Origin of the sequence: Streptomyces sp. NPDC051180 (genome assembly GCF_040689545.1) — a bacterium.
In the GTDB taxonomy this organism is placed as follows: Bacteria; Actinomycetota; Actinomycetes; order Streptomycetales; family Streptomycetaceae; genus Streptomyces.
Genome location: NZ_JBFBBC010000003.1, coordinates 373,224 through 392,639, shown reverse-complemented (window position 1 = coordinate 392,639; position 19,416 = coordinate 373,224). Strand labels below are relative to the sequence as shown.

General features: G+C 74.1%; 14 protein-coding genes and 2 tRNA genes. 4 read left to right on the top strand and 12 right to left on the bottom strand.

Annotated features, from left to right (window positions below; translation table 11 throughout):
- Positions 1-38: 38 nt before the first annotated feature.
- The 10 genes from AB0424_RS08530 to AB0424_RS08485 all read right to left on the bottom strand — a co-directional run bounded on the left by AB0424_RS08530 (position 39) and on the right by AB0424_RS08485 (position 11,641).
- Positions 39-863, bottom strand: a complete 825-nt coding sequence (locus tag AB0424_RS08530; protein ID WP_366303205.1) for a TetR/AcrR family transcriptional regulator C-terminal domain-containing protein — start codon at positions 861-863, stop codon at positions 39-41.
- A 35-nt stretch (positions 864-898) separates the two neighbouring features.
- Entirely contained in the window at positions 899-2,425 is a 1,527-nt protein-coding gene (locus AB0424_RS08525) for an MFS transporter (RefSeq protein WP_366303203.1), read from the bottom strand.
- Positions 2,426-2,511: 86 nt separating this feature from the next.
- Positions 2,512-4,689 carry a glycosyltransferase family 39 protein gene (locus AB0424_RS08520; protein WP_366303201.1) on the bottom strand — a complete coding sequence of 726 codons (2,178 nt, stop codon included), beginning with the start codon at positions 4,687-4,689 and terminating at the stop codon, positions 2,512-2,514.
- Entirely contained in the window at positions 4,686-5,987 is a 1,302-nt protein-coding gene (locus AB0424_RS08515) for a bifunctional glycosyltransferase family 2/GtrA family protein (RefSeq protein ID WP_366303200.1), read from the bottom strand. The genes AB0424_RS08520 and AB0424_RS08515 overlap by 4 nt, the downstream gene beginning before the upstream one ends.
- 26 nt (positions 5,988-6,013) lie before the next feature.
- Complete coding sequence (locus tag AB0424_RS08510; protein WP_366303198.1) at positions 6,014-7,537, bottom strand: HAMP domain-containing sensor histidine kinase; 1,524 nt, start codon at positions 7,535-7,537, stop codon at positions 6,014-6,016.
- 6 nt (positions 7,538-7,543) lie between these two features.
- A complete protein-coding gene (locus tag AB0424_RS08505; RefSeq protein WP_366303196.1) occupies positions 7,544-8,287 on the bottom strand; it encodes a response regulator transcription factor in 744 nt (247 codons plus the stop codon).
- 91 nt (positions 8,288-8,378) lie between these two features.
- Positions 8,379-9,239 (bottom strand): amidohydrolase family protein, encoded by an 861-nt coding sequence (locus AB0424_RS08500; RefSeq protein WP_366303387.1) that lies wholly within the window; start codon positions 9,237-9,239, stop codon positions 8,379-8,381.
- Between the two features lie 112 nt (positions 9,240-9,351).
- Entirely contained in the window at positions 9,352-9,687 is a 336-nt protein-coding gene (locus AB0424_RS08495; RefSeq protein ID WP_366303194.1) for an antibiotic biosynthesis monooxygenase, read from the bottom strand.
- 138 nt (positions 9,688-9,825) lie between these two features.
- Positions 9,826-10,698: a DUF2797 domain-containing protein gene (locus AB0424_RS08490; RefSeq protein ID WP_366303192.1), complete on the bottom strand. Its 873-nt coding sequence runs from the start codon at positions 10,696-10,698 to the stop codon at positions 9,826-9,828.
- 103 nt (positions 10,699-10,801) lie between these two features.
- The gene (locus tag AB0424_RS08485) at positions 10,802-11,641 is read right to left on the bottom strand and encodes a BRO family protein (protein ID WP_366303190.1); all 840 of its coding nucleotides are present in this window, start codon (positions 11,639-11,641) and stop codon (positions 10,802-10,804) included.
- Positions 11,642-11,762: 121 nt separating this feature from the next.
- Between AB0424_RS08485 and sigJ the strand changes: the two genes are divergently transcribed.
- Positions 11,763-12,710, top strand: a complete 948-nt coding sequence (gene sigJ, locus AB0424_RS08480; protein ID WP_366303188.1) for an RNA polymerase sigma factor SigJ — start codon at positions 11,763-11,765, stop codon at positions 12,708-12,710.
- Between the two features lie 93 nt (positions 12,711-12,803).
- Positions 12,804-14,012 (top strand): FAD-dependent oxidoreductase, encoded by a 1,209-nt coding sequence (locus AB0424_RS08475; protein WP_366303186.1) that lies wholly within the window; start codon positions 12,804-12,806, stop codon positions 14,010-14,012.
- A 329-nt stretch (positions 14,013-14,341) separates the two neighbouring features.
- Here AB0424_RS08475 and AB0424_RS08470 read toward each other — a convergent pair.
- Together AB0424_RS08470 and AB0424_RS08465 are read right to left on the bottom strand one after the other, a co-directional pair.
- Positions 14,342-14,414: transfer RNA gene (locus AB0424_RS08470), tRNA-Arg, on the bottom strand.
- A 292-nt stretch (positions 14,415-14,706) separates the two neighbouring features.
- Positions 14,707-14,797, bottom strand: a tRNA-Ser gene (locus AB0424_RS08465).
- 263 nt (positions 14,798-15,060) lie between these two features.
- Between AB0424_RS08465 and AB0424_RS08460 the strand changes: the two genes are divergently transcribed.
- Together AB0424_RS08460 and AB0424_RS08455 are read left to right on the top strand one after the other, a co-directional pair.
- Positions 15,061-15,480: an SSI family serine proteinase inhibitor gene (locus AB0424_RS08460; protein ID WP_366303184.1), complete on the top strand. Its 420-nt coding sequence runs from the start codon at positions 15,061-15,063 to the stop codon at positions 15,478-15,480.
- A gap of 112 nt (positions 15,481-15,592) precedes the next feature.
- Positions 15,593-19,399, top strand: a complete 3,807-nt coding sequence (locus AB0424_RS08455) for a PAS domain-containing protein (protein WP_366303182.1) — start codon at positions 15,593-15,595, stop codon at positions 19,397-19,399.
- Positions 19,400-19,416 lie beyond the last annotated feature (17 nt).

Below are 19,416 nucleotides of genomic sequence, written 5' to 3'. Positions count from 1 at the left end.
GGTACGGAGCGGCGGGCAGGGGACGGCCCGCCGCTCCGTCATTTCTCCGTGCCGGCCGGGCTCCCGGCCCCTCCCCGGTCCCCACCCGCGCGGGCCGCCTCGGCCTCGCGCACGACCATGACCTCGATCCCGGCGATCAGGACGTCCAGCGCGTAGGCGAAGTCGCGGTCCCAGATGACGCTGACGCTGCCGTGCGAGGCGCGCTCGTCGAGGAGCTCCCGCATCCCGCCCATGTGGTCGGCGAACTCCGGCTCGTCGCGGAACGCCTTGATCGCGTCCACGTAGAACTCGTCCTGCGACATGCCGGCCTGGGCCGCGCGCCGGCCGAACTGGGACTCGATCGTCCCGTAGCCGTACACGAACTGGAAGACCGCCGACATGGCGCTCGGCTGCCGGTCCAGCGCGAGGCCGGTGTCCCGGATCGTCTCGTGGATCTTCTGGCCGACGGCCACCGCGTTCGGGCCGATGTTCAGGTACTGGCCGGCGCTCGGCGACATCCACGCGTGGCGGACCAGCATCCGCCGGTAGTCCAGCGCCAGCACCCGGAGCCGGTCCCGCCAGTCCCCGGCCGCGTCGACGGCGGCCAGGTCGATCTCGCCGTACACACTGTCCACCGCGAACTCGATGATGTCGTCCTTGGTGTCCACGTACCAGTAGAGGGACATGGCCGTGACGCCCAGTTCGGTGGCGAGCTTGCGCATCGACAGCTTGGTCAGGCCCTCCTCGTCGAGCATCCGGATCGAGGCGGCGACGATCCGGTCCCGGTCGAGCCCGGCGGGGCCGCCGCCGCTGCGGGCGGCCCTCGTCTCCAGCCAGACGCTGGAACGCGCCGGGTTCCTGGCCCGATCGGCTGCCTTGACCATCGCGTTCCTCCGTCTGTCAGCGGTCCGCCACCATGCTAGGCAGCGACGGGCCGCTCGGCGCCCGCGGCCTTCTCCGCGCGCTCGGCCCGCCGGAGCAGGGCCGCTGCGACCAGACCGCCGGTGAACACGGCGATCGCGCCGACCAGCTGGCTCGTCTGGAGACCGGAGGCGAAGGCGTCGGAGATCTCCCGGCGCTCCGCCTCGCCGCCCGCGGCGGCCAGGGCAGCCGGGAGCGAGGTCGCGGTGACCGCGACGAGCGCGGCGAAGCGGGCGTTGAGGACGGCGCCCAGGACGGCGACGCCGAGGCCGTTGCCGAACTCGGCGAGGGTGCCGTTGATGCCGGCGCCCACACCGGCCTTCTCCGGCGGGATGGAGCTCATGATCGCGTTGGCCATGGCCGGGGAGGAGACCGCGATGCCGCAGCCCATCAGGACCAGGCCGAGGAGCATGCCCGGGTAGCCGCCGTCCGTGCCGCCGCCGAGCAGCGAGATCGAGGTGAGGCCAGCGGCGACCAGGGTCATGCCGAGGACGACCGTGGGCGGGGTGCCGAGCTTCATGACGATCCTCGGGCCGATGCCGGTCAGGTTGAGACCGACGATCGTCAGCGCGAGCGGCGCCATCCGCAGCCCGGCCTCCAGGGGCTCGTAGCCGAGCACGAACTGCAGGTGCTGGGTGAGGAGGAAGAGCGAGCCTCCCATGCCGAAGACGACCAGGATCGATCCGCCGATGGCGCCGACGAACTTCTGGTTGCGGAAGAAGTGCATGTCCAGCATCGGGAACGGGGTGTGCAGCTCCCACAGGGCGAAGGCCGCGAGGCCGGCGGCACCGACGGCGGCCGGCACCAGGACCTGGGCGGAGAGCCAGCCGTGCTCGGGGCCGTTGATGATCGCGTAGACGACGGCGGTCATGCCGACGGTGGAGAGCAGCGCGCCCGGCAGGTCGGGCCGCTCGCCCTGCGGGTTCCTGGACTCGGGGACCAGCCGGACGACGGCGACGAGCGCCACGACCGCGACCGGGATGTTGATCAGGAAGATCATCCCCCACCAGAAGTGGTCGAGGATCACCCCGCCGATCAGCGGGCCGCCCGCGAAGCCGAGCGAGGCGACGGTGGACCAGAGCGCGATCGCCTTGACCCGCTCGGAGTCGTCGAAGATCTGCATGACGACGGCGAGGGTCGTGGTCATCAGGAGCGCCCCGCCGACGCCCATGCCCGCGCGGGCGGCGATCAGCTGAGCCGTGGAACCGGCGAGGCCGGCGGCGAGCGAGCCGAGGCCGAAGAGCGCGAGGCCGACGGCGAGGAGCTTCTTGCGGCCGTAGCGGTCGGCGGCGTTGCCGGCGCTGAGCAGCAGGCCGGACTGGACGAGCGAGTACGCGTTGATCATCCACTGGATGTCGCTGGTCGACGCGTGGAGTTCGGAGGTCAGCGACGGGATGGCGACGCTGAGCACGGTGTTGTCGAGCAGCACGGTGAGCTGGGCGAGGCAGATGACGCCGAGGATCAGCCAGCGCTGCGGGTGGCCGCCGGTGGCGGTCGGTTCGGTCGCGGCGGTCGTCGCCGTCATGGGCAGCACTCCTTGTACGGTGTACGGGACTGGTTCTCGTACACCGTACAAGGGCTCTCGTACGCTGTATAGCGATTTCGCCGCCGCTACTTCTCCTTCGTCAGGTCGTAGAAGGTGGCGCCGCCGACGGTGACCTTCTCGAAGGTCTCCGAGACCCAGGCGGAGATCTCCGAGTTGCCGCCGGGACCGCCGCCCATGCGGCCGCCGCCCGCCTCTCCGCTCCCGTCACCACCGCTGCCGATGAAGTAGTGGATCCGCCCCTCGGCCACGTACTGCTTGAACTGCGCGAGCGTCGGGGACGGGTCGCTGCCGTTGAAGCCGCCGATCGCCATGACCGGCTTCTCCGTGGAGAGCTGGTAACTGGCGGCGTTCTGCGCGCCGACCGTGGCCGCGACCCAGGTGTAGGAGTCCGCGTCCGCGAGAAGGGCCGCCTTCGCCTCGGCACCGACGCTGGCGCCGTTGAGGAGGCCGCCCATGCCGCCCCCGCCACCGGGGCCCTCGCCTCGGGTGGATCCTCCCTGCGGCATGCCCTGGGGCATCCCCTGAGGCATTCCCTGGGGCATTCCCTGCGGCATTCCTTGGGGCATTCCCTGCGGCGGAGTGCCGCCGCCGGGCATCTGACCGCCCTGTCCGCCCTGTCCGCCCTGACCACCGGGCATCTGACCGCCCGGCATCTGGCCACCGCGGCCGCCGGGGAACATGCCACCCTCGAACATCCGGCCGCCGCCGCCCGGACCGCGACCGCCCATCGCGCCACCCGCGGGCCCCGCCGTGACGATCGACCCCTGATGACCGGCGTTCACCGTCTCCAGCGTGTACGCGAACGGGCCCGCGAGACCCGACACCAGGCCGAGGCCCGCCACCGCCAGCCCGAGCCTGCGGTCGGTCCGGCCCGCGAACAGCAGCCCGAGCGCGGCCACCGCGCCCGTCACCAGCACCGCCCAGCGCAGCCACGGCAGCCAGTCCGGAGTGCGCCCGAGCAGCGTCCAGCCCCACCAGGCCGTCACCGCCACCGTCACGGCCAGCGCCGCCGAGGCGGGCCACCGGGTGCGCTCCTCCCACAGCACGGCCGCGCCCATGCCGACGAGCGCCGCCCCGTACGGGGCGAGGGCGACCGTGTAGTACTCGTGGAAGATGCCGGCCATGAAGCTGAAGACCGCGAGGGTGATCAGCAGCGACCCGCCCCACACCAGGAACGCGGAGCGCGCCGTGTCGGTCCGGGGCGCCCGCCAGGTGACGACGAGCCCCGCGACGAGCAGGAGCAGCGCCGCCGGGAGCAGCCAGGAGATCTGGCCGCCGACCGAGTCGTTGAACATCCGGCCGATGCCGGTCTCGCCCCAGCCGCCGCCCTGACCGCCGCCGCGGCCGCCGCCGCCGACGCTGCCGGTCTCGTTGCCGTTGATGCGGCCGAGGCCGTTGTAGCCGAAGGTCAGCTCCAGGAAGCTGTTGTTCTGCGAGCCGCCGACGTACGGACGCGAGGACGCCGGCCACAGCTCGACCAGCGCCACCCACCAGCCCGCCGAGACGAGCATCGCGAGGCCGCCGAGCGCCAGCCGGCCCATCCGGCGGCCGAAGCCGCCCGGCGCGCACACCCCGTAGACCAGGGCGAGCGGCGGCAGGATCAGGAATGCCTGGAGGGTCTTGGCGAGGAACGCGAAACCGAAGGCCACGCCCGCCCACACCAGCCACTTCGCGGCGCCGCGCTCCTGCTCCAGGGCGCGCAGGACGCAGTACACCGCGACCGTCATCAGCAGCGCGAGCAGGGCGTCCGGGTTGTTGAAGCGGAACATCAGCGCGGCGACCGGCGTCAGCGCGAGGACCGCGCCCGCGATCAGACCCGCGCCCGCGCCGAAGCGGCGCCGGACGGCCGCGTAGAGCACCGCCACCGTGCCCACGCCCATGAGGACCTCGGGGACGAGGATCTGCCAGGAGCCGAGCCCGAACAGACGGACCGACAGCGCCATCGGCCAGAGGGCGGCCGGCGGCTTGTCGACGGTGATGGCGTTGGCCGCGTCGAGGGAGCCGAAGAAGAACGCCTTCCAGCTCTCGCCGCCCGCCTGGACGGCCGCGGAGTAGAAGGAGTTGGCGTATCCGGACGCGCTCAGGTTCCACAGGTAGAGCAGCGTGGTGGCGGCCAGCAGGCCGAGGAAGGCGGGCCGGACCCAGGGAGCGTCCTCGGCGCGACCGCGCCACAGCCGGGCGAGCCGGCCGCTTCCCGGCGCGGCATGGGCCGCCGGGACGGCCGTCGTGGGCAGGGTGGTCATCGTTCGTTCCTTGCTGAGGTCTGCGGGACGGACCGCTCGGGGAAGACCCAGAGCCGGAAGAGGAGGAAGCGCAGGACGGTCGCGGCCAGGTTGGCGACGATCAGCACGGCCAGCTCGGTGGAGTGCGCCGGATCGCCGGTGGCCGCGCCGAGCGCGGCGAGCGACCCGCTGGTGAGGGCGAGGCCGATGGCGAACACCACCAGCCCCTGCGCCTGGTGGCGCACGGCCCGGTCCCGGCCCCGCACGCCGAAGGTCAGACGCCGGTTGGCCGCCGTGTTGGCGACGGCCGAGACCAGGAGGGCGGCGGCGTTGGCGAGCTGCGGCCCCAGGCCGAGCCGGAAGGCCGAGTACAGCGCGAGGTAGAAGAGCGTGGACAGGACGCCGACCACGCAGAAGCCGACCAGCTGGCGCGCCAGACCTCCGGGGACGCCGCTCAGCTCGCGGTCCCTGGGGTCGTCGCCGAAGGGCCGGGCGAGCCGGTCGAGCGGCAGCGAACCGGTGGCGAGCGCCCGCCCGACCCGCAGGACGCCCTTCAGGTCGTCGGTGGCGGTCTTCACGATGTGCACGGTCGAGTCGGGGTCGTCGACCCAGTCGACCGGCACCTCGTGGATGCGCAGCCCGGCCCGCTCGGCCAGCACCAGCATCTCGGTGTCGAAGAACCAGCCCGTGTCCTCCACCATCGGCAGCAGCCGCTCGGCGACCTCACGCCGTATCGCCTTGAACCCGCACTGCGCGTCGGAGAACCGGGCGGCGAGCGAGCCGCGCAGGATCAGGTTGTAGGCCCGCGAGATGAACTCGCGCTTGGGCCCTCGGACGACCCGTGAGGAGCGGGCGAGGCGGGAGCCGATCGCCAGGTCGGAGTGGCCGGAGATGAGCGGCGCGACCAGCGGCAGCAGCGCGTTCAGGTCGGTCGACAGGTCGACGTCCATGTAGGCGAGGACGTGCGCGTCCGAGCCCGACCACACCGTCCGCAGCGCCCGGCCGCGGCCCTTCTGCTCCAGCCGCACGGAGCGCACCTCGGGCACCTCGGCGGCGAGGGCCGCCGCGACCTCGGGGGTCGTGTCGGTGGAGGCGTTGTCGGCGACGGTGATGCGGAAGCCGTACGGGAAGGTCCGCAGGAGGTGCTCGTGGAGTCGGCGGACGCACGGCTCCAGGTCCTTCTCCTCGTTGTAGACGGGGATCACCACGTCCAGGACGGGCCGTCCGGCGACGTTCACCGGCAGGTGCTCCCGGGCGGGCAGGGCGTCGATGCTTCCGGAGGCCGCGGACGCGGGGCCCGCGATCGTTGGGGTTCGCATACCCACGACACTCGCCGCGGCCGCTGTCACACCGGTGTGATGACCCTGTGGCCCGCCTGTGAGTCCTCGGCGGCGGGCAGCCGCACCGTGAACACCGTCCGTCCCGGGGCGCTTTCGACGCCCACCGCGCCGCCGTGCGCGACGACGACCGCGCGCACGATGGCCAGGCCGAGGCCGGTGGACCCGGCGTGCCGGGAGCGGGAGGCGTCGCCGCGCGCGAAGCGCTCGAAGACGGCGGGCACGAGCTCCGGTGGGATGCCGGGCCCGTCGTCCTCGATCTCGACGAGCACCGCTCCGGACTCCGCCCGGACGCGGGCGGTGACCTTCGTGCCGGGCGGGGTGTGCGTGCGGGCGTTGGCGAGGAGGTTGACCAGGACCTGCTGGAGCCGGGCGCCGTCGGCCCGCACGCACGCGGTGTCCGAGGGCAGTTCGAGCCGCCAGTGGTGGTCGGGACCGGCGGCGCGGGCATCGCTGACGGCGTCCACGACCAGCGGGACGAGGTCGGTGGTCTCGTACGAGAGCGGGCGTCCCGCGTCGAGCCGGGCGAGCAGCAGCAGGTCCTCGACCAGGCCCGTCATGCGGGTCGCCTCGGACTCGATGCGGCCGAGCGCGTGCCGGGTGTCGGGCCCGCACTCCTCCCGGCCGCGCCGGGTGAGTTCCGCGTATCCGCGGATCGAGGCGAGCGGGGTGCGCAGCTCGTGGCTGGCGTCCGCGACGAACTGCCGGACCCGGGTCTCGCTCTGCTGGCGGGCGTCGAGCGCGGAGTGGACGTGGTCCAGCATCCGGTTGAGGGCCGCGCCGACCTGACCGACCTCGGTCCGCGGATCGGCCTCCGCCTCCGGTACCCGCTGGTGGAGCGCCACCTCACCGCTGTGCAGCGGCAGCCGGGCGACCTGGCGGGCGGTGGTGGCGACCCGGCGCAGCGGGCGCAGCGCGACCCGGACGAGCACGGTCCCGGCGAGCGAGGCCGCGGCGAGCCCTGCGCCGGTGACGCTCAGCTCGACGAGGACCAGGGTGGACAGGGCGTCCTCGACCTCGGCGAGCGGTATGCCGGTGAGGAACTCCCCGTGCATCCCGGCGGCGTACTCGACCCGGTACGAGCCGAGGCCGCCGGGCAGTTCCACGGTGTGCGGCCGGCCGTCGCGGGGGACCGCCGCGAGGGCGGCCCGCTGGGCCTCGTCGAGCGCGGTGGTCCGGACGTTCCTCCCGTACGCACCGCCCTCCTCGGCCTCCGCGGAGTACCCGGCCGACGTCACCTCGCCGTCCACGAGGACCGCGCCCAGGGTGCCGATGGGAGCGCCGGGCCCCAGGACGAAGGCGAGCGGCTCCTTGACGCGGACCAGGTCGGACGGGACGGGGCCGGGAGCCGGCGGGCCCGCGGCCCGGATCGAGACGCTGTGGACCTGCTCGTCGGCCTGGTCGTACAGGTACGAGCGGAAGGCGATCGTCGTCACCGTCCCGATCACGGTCGCCACGACCGCGATCAGCGCGACCGCCGAGACGACGAGCCGCGTCCGCAGCGACCACGGCCGCCGTACACCTCGGGGCACGGGACGCTACTCCCCCGGCTTGATCAGATAGCCCGCCCCGCGTCGGGTGTGGATCATCGGGGACCGGCCCGCGTCCAGCTTCCGGCGGAGGTAGGAAATGTAGAGCTCGACGACGTTGGCCTGTCCGCCGAAGTCGTACGACCAGACCCGGTCGAGGATCTGTGCCTTGCTGAGCACCCGGCGCGGATTGCGCATGAGGTAGCGCAGCAGCTCGAACTCGGTGGCGGTGAGATGAATCGAGTCCCCGCCGCGGGTGACCTCGTGGCTGTCCTCGTCCAGCGTGAGGTCCCCGACGGTCAGCAGCGACTCGCTGCGCGTCTGCGCGGCACCCGACCTGCGGATGAGACCGCGCAGCCGGGCCACCACCTCCTCCAGGCTGAACGGCTTGGTGACGTAGTCGTCGCCGCCCGCCGTGAGTCCGGCGATCCTGTCCTCGACGGCGTCCTTCGCCGTCAGGAACAGCACCGGCACGTCGGGCAGCTCGCGCCGGATCGAACCGAGCAGGCTCAGCCCGTCGACGTCCGGCAGCATGATGTCGAGGATCACCGCGTCCGGGCGGAACTCGCGCACGGTACGCAGGGCGTCGGCCCCGTCGCCCGCACTGCGGACCTGCCAGCCCTCGTAGCGCAGGGCCATCGAGAGCAGCTCGGCGAGCGATGCCTCGTCGTCGACGACGAGGACGCGGACGGCGGTGCCGTCGGCACGGAGCATGTCGGCGCGGGGGCCGGGGCGGCGAGTGGTGACGGTCATGGCACCACGCTCTCCGGCGCCGCTGAGATACCTCTTTCCCTTTCCTGTGAATTTCCTGAGAAACGGCCTCGGGCGCCGGGGCGGGCGGGGTTCACGGTTTCACGTGAAACAACGCCGCCCCGTTCTCGTACAGGACCCCTCGCAGCCAGTCGTCCCCGAGCTCCAGCCGCTCCAGGGCGTGGAGTTGATGGACGTACGGGTAGGGGATGTTCGGGAAGTCGGAGCCGAGGAGGATGCGGTCCCCGAGGTCCACCAGCCGCCCGCGCTCCGCCTCCGGGAACGGCGCGAGCCGCTCGCTGAAGTCGGTGAAGGCCATCGTGGTGTCCAGATGGACCCCGTCGTACCGCTGGGCGAGGTCGAGGAAGTCGCCGTACTCGGGCATCCCCATGTGCGCCACGATCACCCGCAGCCGCGGATGCCGGGCCAGCAGCCGCCCCATCGGCCCGGGGCCGGTGAACGTGCCCGGGGTGGGTCCGGAGCCGCAGTGCACGACAACGGGCGTGCCGCCGTCGGCGAGCGTTCCCCAGACGGCGTCCAGCTCCGCGGAGGTCGGATCGAACCCGCCGACCTGGAGGTGCACCTTGAACACCCGCGCCCCGGCGTCGAGCGCCTGGCGGACGTACCCGTCCACGCCCGGCTCGGGGAAGAAGGTCGCGGTGTGCAGGCAGTCCGGCGTACGGGCGGCGAAGTCGGCGGCCCAGGCGTTCAGCCAGGCCCCCATCCCCGGCTTGTGCGGGTAGAGCATCGCGGTGAAGGCGAGCGCCCCGAACCCGCGCAGCAGGTCGAGCCGGCGCTCCTCCTCCTCGCGGTAGGTGATGGGCCACTCCATCCCGGTCAGGGGACCGACCGCGTCGAAGTACGCCCACACCTTGTAGAGCACGTTCTTCGGCATGAAATGCGTGTGCACGTCCACGAGTCCGGGGAGCCCGAGCCGCGCGACGAGCGCCTTGATCTCCCCCGCCTCGTCCGGGAGCCCGGTCGTGCCCGGGGCGGCTCCCCCGCCGCCGTTCGGGGTGCCGGCCGGGCTCACGCCGTCACCCGGGGCCCCGGCCGCGCGCCCGCCGTCACTCCCGCTCAAAGCCGTAGCTCCGCTCGACCTTGCCGATGTGGACGCTGTAGCTGTCGTACCAGTGCTCACGCCCGTACGCCTTGGCCTCCTGGTGCGCGCTGTCGAGCCGCCAGGCGTCCAGGGCCTCCAGGTCGCGGAAGTAGGCGACCGTGATGCCGATGCCGCCGGGAGTCCGGGCGGACTCGTATCCGAGGAAGCCCGGCATCGACTCGACGCGCTCCTTCATGCGGTCGGCCGTCTCCGCGTACCCCTCGGGAGAGTCGGGTCGCACGGCGGTGAACACAGCGGTGTAGTAGGGCGGTTCCAGGCCCGCCACCAGCTTCGGAGTCATGTGATCACCCTCGCCGCGGCCGGGCACGGATGTCCACGGCCCCCGGTCAAAGGGATCCAAGACTTTACGAACGGGCCGGAGGCCCCGGAGGGCTCGGCGGAGCGTCCCCGGGCCGGTCCCGGCGCCCGGATCGGCGGCTCAGAAGAGCTCCCCCTGCGCGGCGCCCGGGTCGGCCGCCTCGGCCGTCGGCGCCACCGGCACGGAGAACTCCGCGCCCACCCCGGCTCCCTGGAGGGCCCACCCGCCCATGACCCGGGTGTCGAGAGCCAGACAACGCCCACCAGGGTCGAGGAGATGCAGGTCCGGCCCGGCGGCGGCCAGCAGCCGACCGGTGACGACGCCGCCGTCGACCAGCTCGGTCACCGTGCCGGCCGGCCGGGGCAGTCCGTCGAGGTGGAAGGCGTCGGCGTGGTCGCGCACCGCGCAGCCCAGGGGCTCCAGGGTCTCCGTCCACCCGCCGACCTCCCCCGCCCGCCGGTGCAGCTCCTCGACCTCACCGGCCCTCTCCCCGGCCGGCGGCAGCGCGTGCCGCACGGCGCGCTTCCGCTCGTACGCCACCCGGTCGGGCACGCCGAGGGCCTGCCGCAGCACCTCCTCGGTCCGCCGGGCGGCCATGAGCGGGCCGCGGCCGAGCCAGCTGAAGGCGACGGCCCCCTGCTCCAGCAGGCGCGTCTCGCCCCGGGCCTCCGCGGTGATCCCGACCTTGGTCATCCCGGGTCCGAACCATGCCAGGTAGACGCGGTACGGCTGCGGATCGTCGGCGACGGTGTCCGCGGCGACCGAGTGCGCCCGGTCGAGCCGCGCGCACTCCGGACACCTCCCGCCGGTGGCCCGTCCGGGCACGGCGGCCTCCAGGGGGCAGGGGTTCCCGCGCGCCCCCGGGCACCGCCGGACGCCGACCGCGCGGAAGGCCAGCTCCTGCCCGTACCCGAGCGGGCTGACCCGCCCGCCCCGCCACCGCAACCCCGGCACTCCCCCGGCCCAGCCGAGCCCCCGACACCGCCACTCCACGCCCGCGCCTCCTCGCACTCCCCGGACGCCCAGTCTCCGCCACCCCCGCCGGACCCGACCCCGGCTGCCCCGCTCGGGGCCGCCTCCCCCCTTCCCGCCCGGGTCACGGCAGGACGTAGATCCGGACCCCGTCGGGGCCGGGCACGCCGACCTCCCGCATGCAGCCGCGCTCGATGAGGAGCCGTACGCAGTCCCGGACGCGCTCCCGGGAGAGACCGGTGCGGAGGGTGACGTCCTGCGGCCGGTAGCGGGCCCCGCCCCGGACCAGGGCGGGCGCGAGGAAGGTGGCGACGGCCAGTACGTCACCCGTGATGGCCCAGGACTCCACGAGTTCCTGCGGGGTGAGCCGCTCGACGACGGAGTCCGTGGTCCGCTGGCGCGGCACGGCGAGCCGTTCAAGGGAGTCGGCGACCCTTGAGAGGCTGCACCGGGTCTCGCGGAGCAGCTCCGCGTAGGCGGTGTGGTCCTCGTACGCGGCGCGGAGGGCAGCCTCCTCGTCGAACCGGCCCTCCAGCCGTACGAGGACGTCGACGAGGCCCGGCGGCAGCAGATGGCCGCTGTGCACCGGCGAGGGTTCGAGTGCGTAGCAGCCGTCCCGCTGCACCGCCGCCACCAGCTCGGCCGTCCACGCCCGGAAGGGCACGGCCTCGGGTCTGCGGCAGGCCCCGACGAGCTGGACGAGCCCCTGGAGGCTCACCAGCCGGGCCGAGGCCCGGATGCCGGTGCGGGCGAGTATGCCCTCGCTCCCGGCGAGTCCGCGGGCGGTGGCCAGACACTCCGGGGGCAGCGCCGCCCCCCGCAACGCCGCGCGGGAACCGGAGTACCCCAGCCTCTTCGCCACGTCCGCGAGGGCGAACCAGTACGAGCCGTCCGGCGCGGTCAGCCTCCGCAGCCGGGCTCCGGTCGCCGCGTGCACCAAGTCATCGATGTCGATCGCGTCCATCGATCATCACCTCCGCTTCGCAAGCTAGGCCGAGGGCATATTCAACTGACATGCAAATCAGACAGGTTCACCCAAAAGGGGTTGCCTTGCCGGATCGAACACGGCGACTAGGATCCGGACCATGCCGCTGACCATGAACGACGTGGACCGGTTCGAGGCCGCCAGGCCGCGCCTGGAGGCCATCGCCTACCGCCTCCTCGGCTCCGCGAGCGAGGCCGAGGACGCCGTGCAGGACACCTACCTGCGCTGGCAGGCCGCCGACGTCGACCGCGTCGAGGTCCCCGAGGCATGGCTGACGAAGGTCCTCACCAACCTCTGCCTCAACCAGCTCACCTCGGCCCGCGCCCGGCGCGAGACCTACGTGGGCGAGTGGCTGCCCGAGCCGCTGCTGGCCGGCGACCCGATGCTCGGCCCCGCCGACACCGCCGAGCAGCGCGAGTCGGTCTCGTACGCGGTCCTCGCCGTCATGGAGCGCCTCTCGCCCAACGAGCGCGCCGTCTACGTGCTGCGGGAGGCGTTCGGCTACCCGCACCGGGAGATCGCCGAGATCCTCGACCTCACCGAGACCGCCTGCCAGCAGATCTTCCACCGCGCCAAGAAGCACGTGGCGGACGGCAAGGCGCGCACCGAGATCGACGAGGCCGCCGCCCGGCGGATCGTCGAGGAGTTCCTCGCGGCCGCGACCACCGGCCGCACCGAGCCGCTCGTGCGGCTCCTGACCGCGGACGCCATCGCGATCGGCGACGGCGGCGGCAAGGTCCCGGCCCGCGCCGCCGCGTTCGAGGGCGCCCGCGCGGTCGCGACGTTCCTGCGGGGCCTGTTCAAGCCGAGCCTCGCCAAGCGGAACGTGGTGGGCGGCTCCCCCGACGTCTACGCGTCGACCGCGAACGGCGCCCCCGCGATCGTGGCGGTCCTCGCCGGCCGGGTCATCGGGATCATGTGCCTGGAGGTCACCCCCGAGGGCATCACCGCGTTCCGCAACCAGGTCAACCCCGACAAGCTCGACCGCGCGACCCGGCTCTGGGCGGCCGCCGACCACGGTGAGCCGCTGCTCGCCTCCGCCTTCTGACGACGATGTGACCTGCTTCACACCGCACTCCTGTCAGGAATCGTCGGGCTGCCCGGTTCAAGGGGCGAAACCGCGCGAGACAGGAGCATGGAGATGCAGCACCGAATCATCGTCATCGGAGCCGGCTACACCGGAGCGATCGCCGCCGGGCGCCTCGCCAAGCGGCTGCACCGCGCCGACGTCGCCATCACCCTCGTCAACCCCGAGCCCGACTTCGTCGAGCGCGTCCGCCTCCACCAGGTGGCCGTCGGCCAGGAGCTGCGGCCCCGGCCGTTCGCCGAGATGTTCGCCGGCACCGGCGTCGAGCTGAAGGCGGCGAGGGTGACGGCGCTCGACGTCGACCGCAAGACCGTCTCGGTCGTGGCCGCGGACGGCACCGACGGAGCCGCCGAGGAGCTGGCGTACGACACCCTCGTCTACGCCCTCGGCAGCGGCTGGACCGACCAGGGCGTCCCCGGCACCGCCGAGCACGCCCACGAGATCGCCGGCCGCGCCGGAGCCCTCCGGCTGCGTGAGCGCCTGGCCGGCCTGGAGGCCGGACAGCCGGTGCTCGTCGTCGGCGGCGGACTCACCGGGCTGGAGGCCGTGACCGAGATCGCCGAGGCCCGGCCCGACCTCGACGTCGCCCTCGCCGTCCGCGGCGGACTCGGCGACTGGCTCGCCCCCAAGGCCGGCGGTCACCTCCGGAAGGTCGTCGACGGACTCGGCGTCACCGTCCACGAACACACCTCCGTCACCGCCGTCGAGGCCGACCGCGTCACCACCGCCGACGGCGCGACCGTCCCCGCCGCCGTCACCGTGTGGACCACCGGCTTCGCCGTCCACCCGATCGCGCAGGCCACCGCACTCGACGTCACCGACACCGGCCGGATCGTCGTCGACGACACCATGCGCTCGGTCTCGCACCCCGACGTGTACGCCGTCGGCGACGCGGCCCTGGCGATGGGCCCCGGCGACAAGCCGCTCCGCATGTCGTGCGCCTCGGGCGCCCCCATGGCCTGGCAGGCCGCCGACGCCATCGCCGCCCGCCTCACCGGCACCAAGGTTCCCCGCACCTCGATCCGTTACTTCAACCAGTGCATCTCGCTCGGCCGCAGGGAGGGCGTCATCCAGTACGTCACCGCCGACGACCGCGCCGTCGACAGCGCCCTCACCGGCCGCCTCGCCGCCCTCTACAAGGAGCTCATCTGCAAGGGCGCCGTCTGGGGCGTCGCCAATCCCACCCTCGGCCTCCCCTCGCGCCGCCGCCACGTCCTCGCCCGACCGGCCGGCCTGCCCACCCCCCTCAAGGCCGGGGCCTGACCCCCACCGCGACGACCCCGCACCCCCACCCGGGCTCCTCGCCACCACCCCCGACCGCCCGAGAGGCCCCGGACAACCCGTCCGGGGCCTCTCCGTCACGAGCTGACGACCCCTCCGATGAACTCGAAGACCCGCACCACCCATCTCTGCGCCCGGTGCCGCCGACTGCAATACCGCCTCGGCCGCCACCACCTGGGCTGCGGCACCGGCCCCAGACACCACCCGCACTCCAGCGGATCCAATTCGATCTCGACAGCCCCCATGTCCCGGACCCTACCCACCCCACAACGCAAGAGGCCCGGACTCTCGTCCGGGCCTCTTGTTCACTGTGCACTCGGCAGGATTCGAACCTGCAACCTTCTGATCCGTAGTCAGATGCTCTATCCGTTAAGCTACGAGTGCTTGTTTTTCAGTTTTTGTCTTCGCTCCCCGGCCTTTCGGCCCGCTCGCGGCGACAGGAAGAACATTACATGACTGCCGCCGTCATGTGAAATCCATTCCCCTCACCCCTTGTGACCTGCGAAAACGCCGTGACGGCGGGTGGGTGGGGAGTGGGGCGGCGTGGGGGGCGGAGGGGGTTTCCGGGGCGGGAATGGCCGGAAAGAGACCGGGGTCACACCGAGGGGTGGGGGCCGGTGGGCAAGGGGGAGAAACGGCCGAAGCCCCGGCCTTGGGGCCGGGGCTTCGGTAGGGGCGGAGGCGGAGGGATTTGAACCCTCGATGGGCTTGAAGGCCCAAACCGCATTAGCAGTGCGGCGCCATAGACCGGACTAGGCGACGCCTCCATGCACCTCACGCATGCGCGTTTGGTGCGTGCAGATGATGACACAGGCGAACCGGCTGTCACCAATCGATTCTCACCGTACTAGGCACACGGGGTCCAGGGCAAAGCCCCTCGGGCCGGGTCGTGGGCCTCGCGGGGGCGCACCGGGCCGAGGGGGCACGGCCGGCGCACCCGGCTTGCGCAACGCCGTGGCGCCGGGAGCGTTAGAGGGGTGGGCGCGGTGAGCGCCCGCGCCCGCCGTCACCCGCGTTCCTGGAGATCCGCATGCTGCGCCGCCTCGCTCTCGCGACCCTCGCCACCGCCGCCGGGACCGCCGGCATCGGTCCGCTGCCGCTGCCGCTGCTGTCGGTGCCCGACGCGCTGACGGTGACGATCGAGCGGAGCGGGCATCCCGCCGCCGACGGCACCTTCGAGCTGCGGTGCGACGACGGGCCGGAGGGCAACCACCCGGCCGCCGCGCGCGCCTGTGAGCGGCTGGACCGGCTGGCGACGGAGGAGGCGGACCCGTTCGCGCCCGTGCCGCAGGACGCGCTCTGCACGCAGGTGTACGGAGGGCCCGCCCTCGCCCACGTCACCGGCACCTGGCAGGGCCGCAGGGTCGACGCCCGGTTCTCCCGTGCGAACGGCTGCGAGATCGATCGCTGGCAGAACCTGGAGCCGGTCCTTCCCCTCGTCCGGGGATGACGGTCGCGGGCTCCCTTAGACTCCCCTCAGTGACAGGCTGCGGCCCGAGGGGCAAGATGGGGCCGCGGTCGAAGGGCAAGCACGTGCAGTGGGTCTGGGAGGAAGCGTCGTCGTGAGCAGCAGGCCATCCCGAGGCGCTGCTCGCCTCGCAGCGATACTCGACGCCCTCCCCGACGGGCTCGTGCTCGTCAACTGCAACGGCACGGTCGTCAACGCCAACACGATCGCCCTCGGCATGTTCGAGACGCCCGGCACCGCGCTGGTCGGACGCGGGCTGCTCGATCTGCTGCCCGAGTTCGACTCGCGCCTCATCCCCGGCTCGATGCGCCGCCCCGAGGGCACCGACGAGCGGGGCCGCACCAAGCCCGCCCGGATGATCGCCCGCCGTACCGACGGCAGCGAGTTCCCCGTCGAGGTGACCAGCGCCAGCCTGGAGGACGGCCGCGAGGCATACGACTCGTACGGCGGCTACACCGGCGACGAGCTGCTCATGCTGGTCGTGCGGGACCTCACCGGCACCCTCGACACCGAGGCCGAACTCGCCCGCTCGCAGCGGCAGACCGAGATGATCCTGCGCGCCGCGGCCGAGGGCGTCGTCGGCACGGACACCGACGGCCGCGTGGTCCTCGTCAACCCCGCCGCCGCCCAGATCCTCGGCTACCGGGCCGGCGAGCTCGGCGGCCAGGAGCTGCACCCGCTGATCCTCGCCAAGCGTCCCGACGGCGAGCCGTTCCCGTACGAGGAGTCGCCGCTCGCCGACACCCTCAAGTCGGGCCGCAAGCACCGGGTCCGCGGCCAGGTCCTGTGGGCGAAGAAGGGCGCCCGGGTGCCGGTCGACCTGACGACCGCTCCGGTGCGGGACGGCGACCAGCTCGTCGGCGCGGTGATGACCTTCACCGACCGCAGGCCGTACGAGGAGCTCGTCGAGCAGCACGCCGCCGAGGTGGCCGACCAGGCCGAGCGGCACACCGCCGAGCTGGCCGACCGCGCGGAGCGGCACGCGGCCGAGCGCGAGGCCCAGCAGGAGAAGTACGCCTCGCTCGCCGCCCGGCACGAGCAGCTGACGGCCGTTCTCGCCGAGTCCCTGCGCGGCCCCCTGGAGGAGCTGCGCAGCCAGCTGGGCACCCTCGCCGCCGACGACGCCGGGCAGCTGTGGCCCGAGGCCAACCAGGTGCTCCACCACCTCGCCGCCGGGTACGCCCGGATGACGGCGCTCGTCGACAACGTCCTGGGCTTCCAGCGGCTCGACGCGGGCGCGGAGAAGCTGGAGAAGCGGGTCGCCCTCCTCGACGGGGTCGTCACGGCCGGCATCGACGGGGCCGTCGAGCTGATCGGCCCCGGCCGCGCGCAGTTCGCCGTGCACGCGCCGCCGATCGAGGCCGAGGTCGACCCGGTCCGGCTCGCGACCGCGCTCTCGCACCTCGTCGCGGACGTCGCCGGCGTCGACGCGACCGGCAGGAACCGCGCCACCGCCCAGGGCACCGTGCCCGCCGACTCCACGATCGTCGTCGCGGCCGCACAGCGCGGCGACGTCGTACGGATCGAGGTCCGCGGCCCGTACGCGGGCGGCGACCCGGTCCACGGGCCGGTCGTGCGCGGGATCGTGGCGGCCCACGACGGCGTCGTGCAGACCCACGAGGTGCCGGGGACGACCGGCGGCGCGTACGTCCTCGAAGTGCCGCTCGGCGCGGGACGGGGCACGGTCGCGGCGCCCGCGAGGAACGACGTGCCGGAAGGCGGCCGCGAGGCCCTCGCCCTGCCGGCCCAGGCCACCGCGTCCACGACGGGTACGGGCCCCGCGGCCCTCGGCGGAGCGGCTGCCCCCGCCGTCGTCGGCGCCGACGGCCCCGGCGCGGGCGGTGCCGGCGTCCCGGGCGCCCCCGACGCCGCCCCGGACACCTCCGGCGGCGGGCGGCGGCGGGCCCGGCGCGGTTCCACCGACGCCTTCCTGGAGAGCGCCGTCGCACCCGAGGGGGACGAACGGCCCGTCGCCGAGCCCAGCGGACGCCGGCGCGCCCGTACGGGTGAGGCGGTCGCCCAGGCCGAGCTGATCCCGGCCCAGCAGAACGCCGCCGCGGGCGTCGTCCCGGCCGACGCCGCGGCCGCCCTGGAACCCGCGGGTCGGGTGGAGCCGACCGGACGCCGCCGGGGCCGGCCCGCCGAGGGTTCCGTGGTGACCGCCGCCGAGGGCGCGCAGGGCCGGGCCGCGCTCGGCGCCGCCGTGCCCCCGCAGGGCGTCGCCGTCGAGCCGACGGGGGCGCCCGCCCTGGCCCGTGCCCTGCCGGCCGTCGCGTCCGGCGAGGACGCGTCCGCCGAGCGGCCGAGCGGGCGGCGCCGCAGGGCGCTGGCCGCGGCGCAGGAGCGCGCCGCGGCGGCCGACGCCGGGCCGCGGACTCCGTTCGCGCTGCCGCCGGCCGACGCCGACCGTGCCCCGGAGGCGGCCGAGGCCCTCTCCCCGGTGCGGCCGGAGCCGACCGCCGGGCCCGTGCCCGCGCTCGACGCCGTACCCCTGCCCGATGCCTCGGCCCCGCACGCTCGGGCCGCCGGTCCGCTGCCGGTGTCCGACGAGGCGCGGCACGAGGCCGTTCGGGGTGTCCCGGGCGCCGACCTCACGCCCCCGCAGCCGCACCCGCTGCCCCGGCAGCCGCTGCCGACCGGGCTCCCGAGCGAGCCGCCGGCCGAGGCGACCGGGCGTCGCCGGGCCGTCGCGCCGCCGGCCCCGCTGCCCGGGACCGGGCCCGCGAACCCGTCCGGTGCCGCCGCCGGGACGGGCACCGGTTCCGTACCGCTGCCGCCCGAACTGCCGATGCCGGCGCCGCTGCCGAAGGACTCGACGCAGGGGCGGGCGTTCAGCGTCCGCACGCTCGGGCAGGGCGTGCCGTTCGTGCCGCCCGCGGCTCCCCCGGCCGCCGCCACGCCGTCCAACGGGTCCGGGCGCCGGCGGAAGCTCGCCACCCCGCCCGAGGTGGACCCCCCGGCGCCCGCGGCGCTTCCCGCCGCGGCCGACGCCGACGCCAGGCCGCACCCGCAGTCCGAGGCCGCGCTCGGGCTCGTCCCGGCCGCGTCGGAGGGCCGCGCCTACGCCATAGGAGCCCCCGCCGAAGGCTCCGCCGAGGGGCCCGAGCCGCTCGACGGTCCCGGCGGCGCGGTCGAGGTCGCCAACCGGCCCGCCCCGCGTCCGGTCGACGACGAGCTGCCCCCGGAACCCCTCGACAACCCGCGCCGGCTGCTCGTCTGGCCCGCGCCCGACGTCTCCACCCAGCAGGCGCTGAGCGACCGGGGCTACCGGCCGGTCATCGTGCACTCCCGCGAGGAGGTCGACGCGCAGATCGCCGCCTTCCCGGCCGCGCTCTTCGTCGACCCGCTGACCGGGCCGATCACCCGCACGGCGCTCCAGTCGCTGCGTCAGGCCGCCGTCGCCGCCGAGGTTCCGGTGCTGCTCGCAGCCGGTCTGGGACAGGCCACCCGGGAGGCCGCGTACGGCGCCGATCCGGCCGTGCTCCTCAAGGCGCTCGCGCCGCGCGACAGCGAGCAGCACCCGTCCCGGGTCCTGCTGATCGAGGAGCACGACGACATCGCGGACGCCCTCGCGGCCACCCTGGAGCGGCGCGGGATGCAGGTCGCACGCGCGGGGACGGACACCGAGGCCGTCACGCTCGCCACGCAGACGCAGCCGAACCTGGTGGTGATGGACTTGATGCAGGTGCGTCGCCGCCGTGCCGGGATCATCGACTGGCTGCGGGCGAACGGGCAGCTCAACCGCACCCCGCTCGTCGTCTACACCTCCGTCGACCTCGACGAGGAGGAGCTGCCGAAGCTCTCCTCCGGCGAGACGGTCCTCTTCCTCGCCGAGCGGTCGAACAGCACCGAGGTCCAGGCCCGGATCGTCGACCTGCTCGCGAAGATCGGCACCAACTAGCCGCGGGAACGCGGAAG

Bases quoted from the DNA above. Each gene is read 5' to 3' on its own strand.
- AB0424_RS08530 (WP_366303205.1), bottom strand. From the start codon at position 863: ATGGTCAAGGCAGCCGATCGGGCCAGGAACCCGGCGCGTTCCAGCGTC.
- AB0424_RS08525 (WP_366303203.1), bottom strand. From the start codon at position 2,425: ATGACGGCGACGACCGCCGCGACCGAACCGACCGCCACCGGCGGCCAC.
- AB0424_RS08520 (WP_366303201.1), bottom strand. From the start codon at position 4,689: ATGACCACCCTGCCCACGACGGCCGTCCCGGCGGCCCATGCCGCGCCG.
- AB0424_RS08515 (WP_366303200.1), bottom strand. From the start codon at position 5,987: ATGCGAACCCCAACGATCGCGGGCCCCGCGTCCGCGGCCTCCGGAAGC.
- AB0424_RS08505 (WP_366303196.1), bottom strand. From the start codon at position 8,287: ATGACCGTCACCACTCGCCGCCCCGGCCCCCGCGCCGACATGCTCCGT.
- AB0424_RS08495 (WP_366303194.1), bottom strand. From the start codon at position 9,687: ATGACTCCGAAGCTGGTGGCGGGCCTGGAACCGCCCTACTACACCGCT.
- AB0424_RS08485 (WP_366303190.1), bottom strand. From the start codon at position 11,641: ATGGACGCGATCGACATCGATGACTTGGTGCACGCGGCGACCGGAGCC.
- sigJ (WP_366303188.1), top strand. From the start codon at position 11,763: ATGCCGCTGACCATGAACGACGTGGACCGGTTCGAGGCCGCCAGGCCG.
- AB0424_RS08475 (WP_366303186.1), top strand. From the start codon at position 12,804: ATGCAGCACCGAATCATCGTCATCGGAGCCGGCTACACCGGAGCGATC.
- AB0424_RS08460 (WP_366303184.1), top strand. From the start codon at position 15,061: ATGCTGCGCCGCCTCGCTCTCGCGACCCTCGCCACCGCCGCCGGGACC.